Here is a 16,654-nt window from a genome sequence, read left to right on the forward strand (position 1 = left end):
CTAGCTACTCCAATCTTAATTTGGGCATTTTCAGTCGCTCTACACCCAATCTTTGTTTGAGATCATTCCATTTTTCAAGACGTTCAGATGAGCCTGCAAGCACACCTCGTCCTTTCTCTTTGTTTAACCACAGCTGTCGACCATTGAAACTGTATACAGGAATAAGATCGTTTCGTTGCGTTGCTGGTTTTATGGTGCGATCGAGATTATCAAGTACTAAGGGAATTGAGCCTGGTGTTTCATAATAGGCCAGCACCATGTGGTATTGGTTAACTGAGGTGGCTTTGACCATAGTGATGCGTAATTTGTCATCGTCGATGCCAAGTTGCAGCAGGGTGAAATATTTTGCGATAGAAAAGTCTTCACAGTCACCGCCATTGACACCAATAAATTCCATTGGACTAGCCCAGTAGTTGCTATCACCCCAAAGCTTAATGTCGTCGACAAACCGAAATAGATTGAAAAAATTATTCACTTTAGTGATTTTTTCTAGCTCGTTCAGTCCCTGCGCTTCATTAAGGACCTTAAACCAGGCTTTAGCGCGTTTCCCGGCGCGCTCACCGTATCTGCTCTCTAAAGTTGAGGTGATACGGTTTGCGTCCAGTTGATGAGTCGGAGAGGCATATAGGCATGAGAACCCTAAGGTCATCGCCACCACACTAAGTTGGCAGACCTTTAATAATTGTCGATGTCCGCCAAATTTTGTGTTCATGTTCTCCGACTATTTTGGGTTATTTAACTTCTTCGTCCACAGTATAGATATTCCACTTCATATCGGCAGTGGTGTCTTCCCCGGTTAATTCAGCGATCACGCGGCGATTGCGTTTATGCGCTTCTGGCGTGTGAGTCGGATCAACGGGGCGGTCATAGCTGTAGCCAATGGCTGTCACTCGACCATTATCAATACCAAAACGTTCTGACAGTAATGAGCTTACCGCATTTGCTCTGTTTTGTGACAGAGTTAAGTTGTGATCATAAGAGCCTGTTTTACTACAGTGGCCTTCGATTGTAACTTGGGTATTAGGGTACTGTCTCATAAATGTCGCAACGGTTTCTACTTGGTCATAATACTGAGGATCAATGTAGAAAGAATCGTTAGCAAACAATATTTTTAACTCTTGCCGTTCGTTAATCGGTTTGATTTTACCACAGCCATAGTTATCGATAGTTGCCCCTTCGATGGTGTTGTTGCAGCGCTCTCTGGCAACAATGACACCATCTCTGTCATTGTCATTGAGGTCAAATGCCTGCTCTGTAGGAGTGTCCATGTTGACTGTGTCACGCATAGAGCAGCCACCAATTAAGGCGATGCTGACGAGTATTAATAGAGCTTTCATTATTTAACTCCCCCTTCATATTCACGTTCACCCTTCCACACATCGGGACGAGTAACACGAAGTGATTCTAATAACTTTCCTGTGGCATTGAGAATGCGGTATTCAGAAATGATCTCATCGTACTCGGCTTCTAAATAATCCTTACGTGCTTCAAATAGTTCGTTTTCTGTATCGAGCAAATCGAGCAGAGTACGCTGACCTAAATTAAACTGCTGGCTATAAGCTACCTGAGTATCTTTGGCTGCAATAACATGGTCACGGATATACATCTTTTGAGGCTCAAGCAATTCATAGGCGTTCCAGGCTAAGTTAACACCTTCGACGACTTGACGATAAGCGCGTTGGCGAATCTCTTTCGCTTCGCCCAGTTTGTAGGCGGCCTCTTTTTCACGAGCCACATCTTTACCACCCGCAAACAAGTTATATTTGACTCGAACCATGGCCACTAAGTCATTGCTATGTCCGCCCACATTTTGCGAGGCAATCGGTGAATAACCATCTTCACCGTCGATATCGTTATTCCAATTACCACCCAGTTCTAAAGTCAGCTTGGGATAATAATTAGATTGTGCCGATGAGCGTTCATATTCGGCAGCAGTGATATCGCTAGCCGCCGATTTTAGTACCGGATGACTGTCTTGAGCAATTTGAATGCTGCTGTTTAAGTCCGCTGGTAGCATGTCATCATCGGGTACAGGGACAATGAGATTTTCAGGTTCTTTTTCGACAATTCTGATGAACTGCGCTTTGGCATCATAAAAATTGTTTTTCGCCGAAATCACATTGGCATTGGCGCGTGCAAGACGACCGGTTATCTGTGATAAATCGGCAATAGAGCCTAAGCCAGAATCGGTACGCTGCTTAATTTGGTCGTAAATGTCTTTATGACTTTGCAGGTTTTTTTCTGCCAAGGTTAATACCTGTTCGGCGCGGATATAGTTGATGTAGACATTGGCAACATCGAGTGCAATATCTTCGGCTGCGGCAAACAGTGCCCATTGATCGGCGCTGGCTTCAAAGCTATAACGATCGACTTCGCTAGAGGTATAGAAGCCATCGAATAACATCTGTTTGATGCTAAAGCCGGCTTCACCACGAGTGAGCTCGATAACGCCATCGCTATCAACATCGCCTTGACCGGCCTTCCTGCGGGTTGATGGGCTGTTGGTTTGCTCCCAGCCATAACCACCGCTAATATCGACCGTAGGCATGTAGCCTGCGTACGCTTGGCTCACTTGTTCTTCACGTGCTTTAAAACGGTTAAACGCGATACGAATATCTGGATTGGTATCCAGTGTGTGAGCGACTGCTTGTTCTAGTGTTTGGCTAGAACCGACTCCTGGTAGTAACATCGCGCCAATAGCTAGCGCCATGGCGCTGCGTTTTAGCTGACGTACAGTTTGCTTACTCATGTTGTAACCCCCCTGGTTAATTTTTGTGAACTTAACGTTCACGTAGAGCTGTATCTCTTGCTCTTAAAATTGGATTAAGTATGTACTCCAGCACGGACCTTTGCCCAATTATTACATCTACCGAGGTCAACATCCCCGGAATAATGGGCATTAAGGTTCCATCGTCTTTCGTCAAACTTGATAATTCAGTTCTAACCCTTACAAGATAGAAACTGTTTCCCTCTTCGTCCTGTGTTGTATCGGCACTGATGTGCTCCACAACGCCATTTAAACCACCATAACGGGTAAAGTCATAAGCGGTCACTTTAACAACGGCGGGTAAGCCAGGATGTAAAAACGCGATATCTTTTGGCAAAATTTTGGTTTCAATCAGTAGCTGATCTTCTGACGGTACAATTTCGACAATATCAATGCCAGGCTGAACAACTCCACCTAAGGTATTGATATGAACAGTTTTAATGGTGCCGTTGACTGGCGAGACTATTTCGGCTTTGCTGACTTTGTCTTGCGCGCCCACTTGTGCCTCATTAATACGAGACAGGCGAGTTTGCATCTCATTGAGCTGAGTTCGTGTATCAGCGGCAAATACAAATAATGCTTCTCGGCGCTTTAAAATTGCTTCATCTTGTGATGCCTTAACCTTTGGGCGTAACAATCTAACCGAAGCCAGTTCACCGCGAATATCGTTGACGATACGTTCGAGTTTGAGTAGCTCAACTTCTGGCACTATGCCTTTTTTAGCCAGTGGACGTGTTAGCTCTAATTCTCGTGTTACCAACTGAAAACTGGTGGTTAACGTTGATATTTTTGATGCCAGCTCTTGGGTTTCTTGTTGTTTTTGCTGGATCTGGCGCGCTAAAATTTCAAGTTGGTTGCTGAGATTATCAAGGCGTCCCTCATACTCTTCTTGTTGACGTCGAACCAAGTCGGGTTCGTTATCTATGAGTGTTTGCGAAAACAGTAGTGGCTGTTTAACAATTTTGACCTGCTCGCGCCAATCCGATGCGACATCGGAAATGGTGATACTGTTAAGTTCGGTGCGCAGGCGCAATACATTAGCCTGCAGACTATAAACCTCTTGTTCTTGCTGGGCAAAATCAGATTTAAAGCGGGTATCATCGATACGAACTAAAGGCTGCCCCTTAGTGACGATCATCCCTTCTTGAACGTATAGCTCTTGCATAATGCCGCCATCCAAACTTTGGATCACCTGAATTTGCGACGAAGGAATGACTTTACCCATGCCAGTAGTGACGCGATCTAATTCGGCAAAATAGGCCCACAATAAAAAACACACAACTAATGCCGACAAAGCCCAAATAATCAGCCTATGGCTAGTTGGGGCATCGGTCATCATGGCGCCATAAACGTCATCCACCATCTCTAAATCATGGGTCGTTAAGTGTTTACTCACTCTTTGGACCTCCTGATAATAGCCCTTTGGTGAGCTGATTGAGTACGGTGTCTTTCGGACCGTCGGCCACGATATGGCCACGATCTAATACTATGATGCGATCGACTAAGCTAAGCAGATGCATTTTATGAGTGATCAGCAGTAAAGTTCTCTCTTTAGTGACGTTTTTCATGGCGCGAATAAATTGCTTTTCGGCGCGGGCATCCAAGCTTGCAGTAGGCTCATCCATGAGTAAAACGGGTGGATCGTTAAGGGTTGCTCTGGCAAGGGCAATGGTTTGGCGCTGACCGCGTGATAAAGATTGCCCACCTTCACCTACTTGTTGATCTAAGCCTTCGGTCTCTATATCGGTAAATTGGTTGACGCCCGAGAGTTGTACTGCACGAATCAATTGATGCTCGGTCACTTGGCGCGTTCCAAATAGAATGTTGTCACGAATGGTGCCATGAAATAGCGTAATGTCCTGTGGTAAATAGCCAAAGTTACGTCGTAAATCGGTAGGATGTATTTGGGCAGCATCGAGACCATCGTAGCGCAGGCTACCTTTAGTGGGCTGATATAAGCCCACAAGGAGTTTAGCCAAGGTACTTTTACCTGAGCCGTTACGGCCGATAATCGCAACGCGCTCACCCGGTGATATAGATAAAGTCATTGGGTGCAGTATTGGTCGTTCAGAACCCGAGTAATTAAAACTGACATGGTCGGCGTTAATTTGCCCTTGTAAGCGCTGTTTGCTAACCAAGTGCCCCTTATGTTGAAACTCATCTTCTTGCGTCATTATCTGATCGAGCTGACGCAGGGCGCTGGCGGTATGATTACCACGGGTCATTAAGCCGGCTAACTGGGCCATTGGTGAGATGGCACGGCTCGATAAAATCACCGCGGCAATAATGCCACCCATAGATATTGCGTTATCTGCGACTCGATAAACCCCTAAAATAACCACGCAAACGACCGACAGTTGCACTATGAAATTGGCAATATTGGTGACTGATGTTGATATTTTTTTTGCCTTTAATTGCCAGTTAGCGGTGTGGCCTATCATCTGTTGCCAGCTCTTTTGCACTAGCCCCTCAGCACCACTAGATTTGATTGACTCTAAAGAGGCAAGCGATTCAATAAGATGGCCATGCTTTAAGCTAGCAAATTTATTACTCTCCTCGATAGCGACCTTAAGCCGAGGCTGCATAAATAAGGTATAGACGATAATAATGGCGCCCCCAATTAAGGGGATAATTGCCAAGTCGCCAGCCACGATATAGATGACGATGACGAAAAATATGGCAAACGGAAGATCCACTAAGGTGGTGATAGTGGCCGATGTTAATATCTCGCGAACACTGTCAAATTCACCCAATTGCCTAGCCATTCCCCCGACACTGGGAGAACGTTTTTCTAATGGGATACCAATGGCTTTGGCAAAGAGCTGTGATGACACGATAATATCGACTTTTTTACCAGCAACATCAATTAGGTAGGCGCGTAGCTGTCGCATAATAAAATCGAAGATATACGCAATACCCGCCCCAATCGCCAATACCCACAGGGATTCAAAGGCAAGGTTTGGTACCACTTTATCGTAGACATTCATGATAAATAGCGGCGACACCAGTGCAAATAAGTTCACTAATACCGAGGCGATTAATGCATCACGGTAGATAGGCGCTGAATCTTTTAGGGTCTGCCATAGCCAGTGAGTTTTATTATCGTGCAGGTGCATATCAAAGCCCATGTCACCACGATATTGTTGCTTGACTAAAAAGAGATAGCCCACATACATAGCTTCGAGCGCTTCTATGGTCAGCTGCTCTTCACCACCGGTTTCGGGCAGCTGAATGACGGCGCGATCGTTTTCTAAATCTATTTCACGAAGTAAGCAGGCCTTTTGGTCTTTAAGCAGCAGGATACAGGGGAGGAAAATAGGCGAAATTTGATCTAAACCTTTGCGGGTTAGTTTGGCTGTGAGCCCGGCTCTGCCTGCCGCTTGAGGTACAAGTTCAGGAGTTAAAACACTGCCAGACAGCGGTAGACCTGCGGCCAGAGATTCGCTAGAGCAGGGACTACCGAAATACTCGGTTAATAATACTAAACTGTCTAACAAAGGGTCTACAGTCACTCGTTGCGAGGCTGAAATCGTCCATTGCTCAGTTTTTGGAGACGCTGTAGAGTGCACCTTAAAAACATATCCTTAAGATTTTATTAAACATTGTTGTGATTTTATTATAGAAGTATAAACCGCACATAACAAAATGATTGATAGCGCCAATTAGCGTTGCTAATTAGCGCTATCAAATCTTATGTATCCACTACATAATTTTGGTATCAAGCTCTTGTGGGGTGAAGAGGGTTAACGGTTCAGTACTGCTACTAGAATAAGCAGAACTTGCATCGTCTATGATTAGCGCTCCATCGCCATTAGTCCCTAAGAGTGAATTAATCACTTCGGCATCACTGTTAACACCAAGCTCAGCAAATAAATCGATACCATCAAGTACAATCATCTGATCTATATTACCGTCATCGTTGGCATCAATTTCGATAGTTGTGTTGCCATTTTCTACAGTGAAGTGCAGATAATTTTCTAAGTTATTTATAGTTTCACCTTGAAGCAGGTCGCTTAGATCGAGCTTGTCTTGAGAGACGTTAAAGTCAGTAATATGGTCGGTACCTGTATCGCCTTGTTGCCAGACGAAAGTATCAGCGTCAACGCCGCCAGTTAAGGTGTCATCACCTAGTCCGCCAATGAGAACATCCTCACCGGTACCACCAATCAGTTCATCATTGCCCGTACCGCCGAACAATAAATCATTGCCGCTACCGCCATTAAGTTCATCGTCACCACCTTGGCCGAAGAGGGTGTCGTTACCTTCACCGCCATTTATGGCATCGGCTCGATCATTACTGCTTGAGCTATCAAACTCTGTGGCGTGGTCGCGGATATAGTTGTGGATCTCCGCATTGGTTACCTCTGTTTGCCCAAGCTTACCTGCCACATAAGTCTTGATAGCGTTAAAACCTTGACCTTGAATATTGTCAAATCTAACAACATCACCGAAGATGATGTCGTTACCTGCGCCGCCGTCAATCGTATCTGATCCTGGCAGGTTGGAGACTTGATCGCCGAGAATGGCGTCGGCAAGTTCATCGGCATCGATATTGGTTTGTACATCGCCGTCCGTATCATAAGATTCCAAGTCGTCTTCATCGATATTAGAGCCCATACCTATGGCTTCGACTATGATGCCTTGATCTGTAAGGAGTGCAAAACCTGCTTTGGAGTTTGCAATGGTTGTCGCTGTGGTATTTTGACCATTTCCTCCCAAAGAACCATCATCTTTAATGTAATAGGTGGGCTTTCCGTCAGTAATAAAGAAAGCTAAATTGGTGGCATCACTATTATCCTGAGCATCGCCATTGGCAAACCAGTTGGCTGTTGTGGTAAAGACATCTTCATAGTTAGTTCCGCCACCACTTTTCATGCTGTCTAATATGTCTTGTAATTTTTCCAGTGCTTGAGAGTTATTCAGATCGACACTGATACTACTGCCTACTCTAGTGTCAAAATCCACTAAGAATATTTTGACGGTACCACTTTGCTGTCCATCGGCACTCTCTTTGAGGGTTTCGAATACCTGTTCAAGCTGGGTTTTCATTGTGTTTAGTGTTCTACGGCTAATACTACCGGAACTATCAACCATAAAGGCGATATTATAGTCCTGTCCTGGATTAATGACTGTGCCATCAAAATCACCAATAACAATATCTTCGGCGTTGCTAAGATCAAGCGTTTGATCGCCAGGACCCGCTTCGGTAACTTCGTAATTGAATACAGGTACAATGGCAATATTTCCCGTGTAGGAGTCACCATCACGGTCGGTTACGGTAACGGCAAAGTCCAAATCACCATCATCGGTACCTTGCATGGCCTGATACTGGTAGAAATCCCAATGACCACTGGTTGGCGTAAATTCCAGTTTAAAAACTAAGTCTCCAGAATCTGTCTGTCCCAGTAGAGTGTTGCCCGATACTGTTATTTCAATTGGCTCTCCAGAGGCTGAGAAGAGAGGGCTGTCGGTCATACCGACTAATGCCATACTGCCCTGGCCATCGGCCCCCCATTCGGCTGATATTTCACCTGAAGCATAGGCTATCGCAGGTGCATTTCCTGTACCGGTAAACTCGATGGATTCAATAGTGAAATCGCTGTTATCTTCTTTATTGAGAGGGGTACCATTGTCGGTGGCTTTGATAACGACTCGGTCGAAGCCACCATCCTGTACGCTGAAGTTGGCAGCATAGTCGCCACTATCATCATCGGAGCTAAAGGTTTGGGTGGATATCAGTTGGCCATCGCGCCAGAATTCAACCACGCCGCTTTCGAGTTCACCACCAAAGATGTTGGCAAATCCTATCTTCATGCCAAATGCCAAGGTGTTGGGATCAAGATCGATGACGATCTCTTCAGATACGCCGGTACCATCAGCAAATTCGCGGAAATCAACCTCATTGTCGATGTTGTGATAAGGTGCACCGACACTAGAGACTCCTATCCCCGACTCGCTACCATTGATGTTGGCTGAGATCAAAGTATGGTCTGTAGACGAAGTAAAGCCCCTAGCTGTGATGGTAAAGCCATTAAAGTCCAGTTCACTTCTATCACCACTCTCATCATCGGAAAAAGTGAGATCGAATGTACCTGTTAAAGTGTCAGGAATATCTGTCTCTGTTGCCGTTACCGGTGCGGTATCGGGCAGGTACGGAGCATCGTCTTCAACTGTAACCTGGAACGATCCAGAATCTGTTGCGCCCGAGCCATCGGTAACGTCGATACCAAAATTAAGATTAAGTACGTCTTCAACGTTGGCAACCGGATGATCCAGTGGTGCATGCAGTGTGACTTCATAAGTCCAATCACCGCTGCTGTTACCATCAGGGGCTTTGAGCGAAATACTCATCACGACAGTTGAGCCAGCTGAGCCTGTAAGCGTTTGAGTGTTTGCATCCCAACTCCAAGTGACATCGACTCCGCCAGAGGTAATATCGGTGGGTCCGCTGAGAGTCACTTCCAGCTCGTCGTTGTCTGGATCCTGTAGCTCAATGGTACCATTAGCGATCACTGCATCAGTTGTATCCGTATCCCCGATATTATCAGGTACGCCATCGGTTAGACCCTCTTCAGACACGGCTACATTGGTAATATTACCTATGCTTGGAGGGGTTTGCGCATCGACAATCGTGGTGTCGGCGCTGCTGTCAGTACCAATGGTGGCATCGGCGCCGATGACGCTGTCGATGGTGACAGTGAAATCTTCGGCCCCTTCATAGACGCCATCGGTCAGGGTATTAATGTCCAGTTGCACACCGGCACTGCCGGCGGGAATGGTGACACTGGCGACGCCGGTGAAATCAGTGCCGTCTTCGGCCACGCCAGAGTAGATGAAGTTNACNACCACATCTTCACTGGCCACTTGGTCGATGCTGACGGTAAAGCTTGCGGTCTCACCTTCGGTGACGCTGCTTTGATTCGCGGCAATGCTGACCTCAGGGGCACCTTGNGCATCGACGATGGTGGTGTCGGCGCTNNTGTCAGTACCAATGGTGGCATCGGCGCCGNTGACGCTGTCGATGGTGACAGTGAAATCTTCGGCCCCTTCATAGACGCNATCGGTCAGGGTATTAATGTCCAGTTGCACACCGGCACTGCCGGCGGGAATGGTGACACTGGCGACGCCGGTGAAATCAGTGCCGTCTTCGGCCACGCCAGAGTAGNTGAAGTTGACGACCACATCTTCACTGGCCACTTGGTCGATGCTGACGGTAAAGCNTGCGGTCTCACCTTCGGTGACGCTGCTTTGGTTCGCGGCAATGTTAACCTCAGGGGCACCTTGCGCATCGACAATCGTGGTGTCGGCGCTATTGTCAGTACCAATGGTGGCATCGGCGCCGNTGACGCTGTCGATGGTGACAGTGAANTCTTCGGCCCCTTCATAGACGCCATCGGTCAGGGTATTAATGTCCAGTTGCACATCGGCACTGCCGGCGGGAATGGTGACACTGGCGACGCCGGTGAAGTCACTGCCGTCTTNGGCCACGCCAGAGTAGGTGAAGTTCACCACCACATCTTCACTGGCCACTTGGTCGATGCTGACGGTAAAGCCTGCGGTCTCACCTTCGGTGACGCTGCTTTGGTTCGCGGCAATGTTAACCTCAGGGGCACCTTGCGCATCGACAATCGTGGTGTCGGCGCTATTGTCAGTACCAATGTCAAGCTGTTCGAGGCTATTGTCTATATCTGTGACATCACTGATGGTAACAATTAGGTTCTCACTGTTTTCATAGATGTCATCGTTGATCGTATTAACGGTAAAGCTTTGTTGGTTATCGCCAGTGATAGTCACACTTGTGGGTAAATTGTCGACATCAGCCGTTGAAGCTGAGCCAGTCCAGTCGAGTGAAACGCTAACTGAAGCTCCGTCAGGAAGTGTTACTGGGTTTCCATTTGCATCCACCAAAGACACAGTGTAAGTGATTTCACCACCTTCATTGACACTGGTTGTGTCAACGCTGATCTGGGCAAAAACAGTGTCTGTAGTGTCATTAACCAGTGTTGAGACTGTGTTGCTGGTATCCAAGTCTTCAAAATTACCGCCTTGAGCACTATCTATTCCGACTACTAGCGTTTCGCTGTCAACAAATACATCATCACTTGGCGCTTCCAAGGTCACAGTACCTGAAGTCTGGCCGGCTGCGATGGTGATGGTGGCGCCATTGGAGAGGGTCAGAACCAGATCGGTTTGTGGTGCATTGTTGACCGTAGCGGTATAGGTAATGTCGCCACCTTCATCGATCTCACTAGGGGCGTTGAGCGTGACGGTTGTGGTGTCAATCGTGTCATTGATCTGGGTGTCGACAGTGTTACCTAGCTCGAGATCTTCATAGTTACCGCCTTCACTGCCTGTGACATTGACGGTAAGGGTCTCGCCATCGATATAGACATCATCACTTGGCGCTTCCACGGTCACAGTACCTGAAGTCTGGCCGGCTGCGATGGTGATGGTGGCGCCATTGGAGAGGGTTAGAACCAGATCGGTTTGTGGTGCATTGTTGACCGTAGCGGTATAGGTAATGTCGCCACCTTCATCGACCTCACTAGGGGCGCTGAGCGTGACGGTTGTGGTGTCAATCGTGTCATTGATCTGGGTGTCGACAGTGTTACCCAGCTCGAGATCTTCATAGTTACCGCCTTCACTGCCTGTGACATTGACGGTTAGGGTCTCGCCATCGATATAGACATCATCACTAGGGGCGTCAATGGTCACAGTACCTGAAGTCTGGCCGGCTGCGATGGTGATGGTTGCACCGTTGGAAAGAGTGATAACTAAATCGCTTTCTAGAGGGGCATTATCTACTACAGCAGTATAGGTGATGCTACTACCTTCATTGACTTCGGTAGGGGCGAGTAAAGTGACTGTGCTGGGTGCGACTTGAGTTAACTCAAAGGTGTTTTGTGTCAAGTCATTTTCTAAGGCAATGGCATTAGGAGCTGCTCCTGTGGACTCATAACCACTGGCTGCTAGGGTTTCAGCACCGCTTCTTGCTACAGAGACAAAACCAGAAGTTCCCTCATTGCCTTGAGTGTTACCTGCTGCAGTATCAGGTAAGTTTGCTGTGGGGTCTTCTCCTGATTCAATCAGAGCTTGTAGTTGCTCGATTTCAGTTAATGCATCAAGGTTTTCAGTGTTATTTGTTTCACTATTATCAGCAATATTAGGTTGTTGTGCCATTAAGTCGCTGCTATTGAATATGCTGCCATCTTCAAATGCGATAGATAGATTTGATTCCGTGGGAATTAATAGTGTTGACCCAGCAGGGATTTGCTCACCAATAGCTATATTTTTTGTTCCGCTAGCGGTTTCAATCAAGATCTTTCCATGAGTATCTGTGATCTTTCCATTTGCTGTTGTAACGATTGATTGCATGACCAGCTCCCCCACCTTTTATTAGCATTTCTGCATACAAGGGTGTTACAGTTGTTATCGAATTTATCTTAATCTGGGATGCTAGCAAGCTATTGTTTGGGGGTCAATTTTTTGACGCATAAATCATACAAAGGTTAGTGGTTGAGTGTTCACTTCGCATTAATGCACTATTTGGTATGTGTTTGAAGTAGAAAGCCAAACAGCTTTTTATTGTCTGTTTGGCTTTATTTTGTGTTAGATTTTTGACTTAAGGGATAGTGTCGACTACCAATGGATTTTGACCAAGTAAATTATTCATAGTTGTTAAATCACTAAGATTAACATTCGTATCTTGTAGGATAATGGTTAGATCATCGAATCCACTACCGTCTCCATTGGCATCGACCGTGATAATGGTGTCTCCGTTTACAGCATCGAATGTGATGTTAAGGTAATCCTCTAAATTACCTGATTGCTCATCTACCAAAATATCTGATAAATCAAGCATATCGTTGTTTATGTCAAAGTTAATGATGATATCTGTGTTTCCATCCGCTGTGCCCACCTCCCAAATAGCGATATCAGGGTCAGTGTCATTTCCTAAATCAATCGTATCAGACCCATTTGTGCCAATTAGAATTTCTATCCCTGTACTAGGGTCAGTAGATTCATTCACGATTAAGCCTTTAGGGCTACTACTATCTGCTGACATCGTTGCTAATTGCATAGTTTCGGATGGCTCAACTACAATAGTGAAATGCCCATCATCTGGATCACCAGCAAAGATAACGCTATCGTTATCACCATCTGTTGCTATATAAGAGAATTCTACTCCGATAGGCAACTCTGTAACTATTGTATTTGATGAGACAGCAAAAACTTGGAAAGCTTCTCCGGGGTTATTAGGGTCATCATCATGGGTATTATCATAGAAAATTTCAATGGCTAATATTGTGTCTCCGATGGGAGCAATGATTTCTAGATCTTGAGTGCCAACGAAAGACTGATCTGTAAATTCAACGACTCCAGCGTTTTGATAAGTCACTTTATAATAAAAGTAACTTGTTCCATCACGAGTATCATTATTACCCACTCCGAGACTAATCAATGCTGAGCTAGTACCACCATTTACATAATCGAATCTAACGGCTTCACCATTGCCAATTGAAACATTGTCATCAACGCCAATGCCAGCGTTGTTAGAGTTGATCTTGGATTGACTGCCTGTGCCTGTTATTTCTGCGATGACAGTAAGCCCGGGTGTTGGATCCCCAGCTGATATTGAGCCATCAGAATGGACGAAGTAGGTGCCTTTGCTGTTTGCAGGAGCGCCACTGACATCATAACTGATTGTCGATTCTAATTGAATTTCCTGTAACAGATTAAACTGATAGTCGTAATGACCATCAAGATCTTGAACTGCTGTAAGGGTAAATACATCTATAGTTGTGAGTTCATCGATTTTGGCCGTCGCGGTTAATGTATTACCGCTCATGCTATAGCTCAAATATTCACCATTGTATTTAAGCCCAGTGGTTTCCACGGTAAAAACAACTTCACCAATTCCATCCGCACCAGGAGCGAAGAGATCGCCTGATATAGACTGACCAATAGCGTTGAGTATTGAAAGTTCGGCAGACTCGTTAACTTCATCTATTGGAGAGTCATCTTCAATAGTTACCTGCAGCTCGCTTGGAATACTGTTACCCAGCATATCATTTATCGTAACCCCTAAATTGAACTGTAATATATCCTCATCGCTGTTTGAGGGGTGATCAATGTTTGCATTGAGAGTGATTTGATAGCCGACGGTGTAGTCAGGAGAAGTGCCTTCAACCTCTCCGATTATAATGGTCATTACAAGAAGCCCATTTTGTGTGCTACCAGTCCAAGTGTTACCATCTCGCTCCCACACATCTACGGGCTCACCACCCGAGGTCAATCCTACGGGATCAGAAACCAATACATCAAAGGAGGAGCTATCAACATCGGTAAAGCTAATAATGCCAGATGTATTGACCTCATTGGTGGTATCGGCATCACCAGTATTATCATCCTCTATTCCATAGAGTAGTCCTTCTTCTGAAACCCTTGCCGGATCAATATTTGTGATCTCAGGAACATCGTTAACGGGATCAACGGTGATAATGACAGTGGCAGGCGTCGCATCGGCTAAGCCATCATTATCGACTGAGTGATAGTCAAAGGTGGTCTGGCCGTTCCAGTTCTCATCGGGCATAAAGGTGAGGTTGGCGGCATCGGCAATGGGCACCGTCATGCCAATACTCACGGCCTCGCCATTGAGCATCAAGGTGCCATTGGCAGGCAGGCTGTCAATCACAAAGCTCACCACCTGACCATCAAGGTCACTACCGCTTAAGGCCGGCACCGCAATTAAGGTGTCCTCGTTACCTGAGGTGGCTAAATCGTCGGTCTCAGGCGCATCGTTGACGGCATCAACGGTGATAGTGACAGTGGCAGGCGTCGCATCGGTCAAGCCATCATTATCGACCGAGTGATAGTCAAAGGTGGTCTCACCGTTCCAGTTCGCATCGGGCATGAAGGTGAGGTTGGCCGCATCGGCAACGAGCACTGTCATACCAATACTCACCGCCACGCCATTGAGCATCAAGGTGCCGTTGGCAGGCAGGCTGTCAATCACAAAGCTCACCACCTGACCATCAAGGTCACTACCGCTTAAGGCCGGCACCGCAATTAAGGTGTCCTCGTTACCTGAGGTGGCTAAATCGTCGGTCTCAGGCGCATCGTTGACGGCATCAACGGTGATAGTGACAGTGGCAGGCGTCGCATCGGCTAAGCCATCATTATCGACTGAGTGATAATCAAAGGTGGTCTCACCGTTCCAGTTCGCATCGGGCATAAAGGTGAGGTTGGCCGCATCGGCAATGAGCACCGTCATACCAAGAGTGACCGCCACGCCATTGAGCATCAAGGTGCCGTTGGCAGGCAGGCTGTCAATCACAAAGCTNACCACCTGACCATCAAGGTCACTACCGCTTAAGGCCGGCACCGCAATTAAGGTGTCCTCATCGCCCGAGGTGGCTAAATCGTCGGTCTCAGGCGCATCGTTGACGGCATCAACGGTGATAGTGACAGTGGCAGGCGTCGCATCGGCTAAGCCATCATTATCGACTGAGTGATAATCAAAGGTGGTCTCACCGTTCCAGTTCGCATCGGGCATAAAGGTGAGGTTGGCCGCATCGGCAATGAGCACTGTCATACCAAGAGTGACCGCCACGCCATTGAGCATCAAGGTGCCGTTGGCAGGCAGGCTGTCAATCACAAAGCTCACCACCTGACCATCAAGGTCACTACCGCTTAAGGCCGGCACCGCAATTAAGGTGTCCTCGTTACCTGAGGTGGCTAAATCGTCGGTCTCAGGCGCATCGTTGACGGCATCAATGGTGATAGTGACAGTGGCTGGCGTCGCATCGGCCAAGCCATCATTATCGACTGAGTGATAGTCAAAGGTGGTTTCACCGTTCCAGTTCTCATCGGGCATGAAGGTGAGGTTGGCCGCATCGGCGATGGGCACCGTCATGCCAATACTCACGGCCCCGCCATTGAGCATCAAGGTGCCGTTGGCAGGCAGGCTGTCAATCACAAAGCTGACCACCTGACCATCAAGGTCACTACCGCTTAAGGCCGGCACCGCAATTAAGGTGTCCTCGTTACCTGAGGTGGCTAAATCGTCGGTCTCAGGCGCATCGTTGACGGCATCAACGGTGATAGTGACAGTGGCAGGCGTCGCATCGGCTAAGCCATCATTATCGACTGAGTGATAATCAAAGGTGGTCTCACCGTTCCAGTTCGCATCGGGCATAAAGGTGAGGTTGGCCGCATCGGCAATGAGCACCGTCATACCAAGAGTGACCGCCACGCCATTGAGCATCAAGGTGCCNTTGGCAGGCAGGCTGTCAATCACAAAGCTCACCACCTGACCATCAAGGTCACTACCGCTTAAGGCCGGCACCGCAATTAAGGTGTCCTCGTTACCTGAGGTGGCTAAATCGTCGGTCTCAGGCGCATCGTTGACGGCATCAACGGTGATAGTGACAGTGGCAGGCGTCGCATCGGCTAAGCCATCATTATCGACTGAGTGATAATCAAAGGTGGTCTCACCGTTCCAGTTCGCATCGGGCATAAAGGTGAGGTTGGCCGCATCGGCAATGAGCACCGTCATACCAAGAGTGACCGCCACGCCATTGAGCATCAAGGTGCCATTGGCAGGCAGGCTGTCAATCACAAAGCTCACCACCTGACCATCAAGGTCACTACCGCTTAAGGCCGGCACCGTAATTAAGGTGTCCTCGTTACCTGAGGTGGCTAAGTTATCGGTCTCAGGCGCATCGTTGACGGCATCAATGGTGATAGTGACNGTGGCAGGCGTCGCATCGGTCAAGCCATCATTATCGACNGAGTGATAGTCAAAGGTGGTCTCACCGTTCCAGTTCGCATCGGGCATAAAGGTGAGGTTGGCCGCATCGGCAATGAGCACCGTCATACCAAGAG

Annotated in this window: 7 protein-coding genes; all 7 read right to left on the bottom strand. The window is 47.2% G+C overall.

Translation table 11 applies throughout. The features are described from left to right. Positions 1 to 4: 4 nt before the first annotated feature. Entirely contained in the window at positions 5 to 712 is a 708-nt protein-coding gene (locus DN599_RS18560) for a transglutaminase-like cysteine peptidase (protein WP_110459076.1), read from the bottom strand. Between the two features lie 19 nt (positions 713 to 731). Beyond that, a complete protein-coding gene (locus DN599_RS18565) occupies positions 732 to 1,337 on the bottom strand; it encodes an OmpA family protein (protein ID WP_110459077.1) in 606 nt (201 codons plus the stop codon). Further along, positions 1,337 to 2,749: a TolC family outer membrane protein gene (locus DN599_RS18570; protein WP_110459078.1), complete on the bottom strand. Its 1,413-nt coding sequence runs from the start codon at positions 2,747 to 2,749 to the stop codon at positions 1,337 to 1,339. The genes DN599_RS18565 and DN599_RS18570 overlap by 1 nt, the downstream gene beginning before the upstream one ends. 31 nt (positions 2,750 to 2,780) lie before the next feature. Continuing rightward, a complete protein-coding gene (locus DN599_RS18575; protein ID WP_110459079.1) occupies positions 2,781 to 4,163 on the bottom strand; it encodes an HlyD family type I secretion periplasmic adaptor subunit in 1,383 nt (460 codons plus the stop codon). Then, positions 4,156 to 6,336, bottom strand: a complete 2,181-nt coding sequence (locus tag DN599_RS18580; protein ID WP_110459080.1) for a type I secretion system permease/ATPase — start codon at positions 6,334 to 6,336, stop codon at positions 4,156 to 4,158. Before DN599_RS18580 ends, DN599_RS18575 begins: the two co-directional genes overlap by 8 nt. A gap of 133 nt (positions 6,337 to 6,469) precedes the next feature. Further along, positions 6,470 to 12,142, bottom strand: a complete 5,673-nt coding sequence (locus tag DN599_RS18585; RefSeq protein ID WP_110459081.1) for a retention module-containing protein — start codon at positions 12,140 to 12,142, stop codon at positions 6,470 to 6,472. Positions 12,143 to 12,389: 247 nt separating this feature from the next. Next, positions 12,390 to 16,646: a tandem-95 repeat protein gene (locus DN599_RS18590; RefSeq protein WP_110459082.1), complete on the bottom strand. Its 4,257-nt coding sequence runs from the start codon at positions 16,644 to 16,646 to the stop codon at positions 12,390 to 12,392. Between the last annotated feature and the right edge of the window lie 8 nt (positions 16,647 to 16,654).

Source organism: Shewanella algidipiscicola (assembly GCF_900380485.1).
Classification (GTDB): Bacteria; Pseudomonadota; Gammaproteobacteria; order Enterobacterales; family Shewanellaceae; genus Shewanella; species Shewanella algidipiscicola.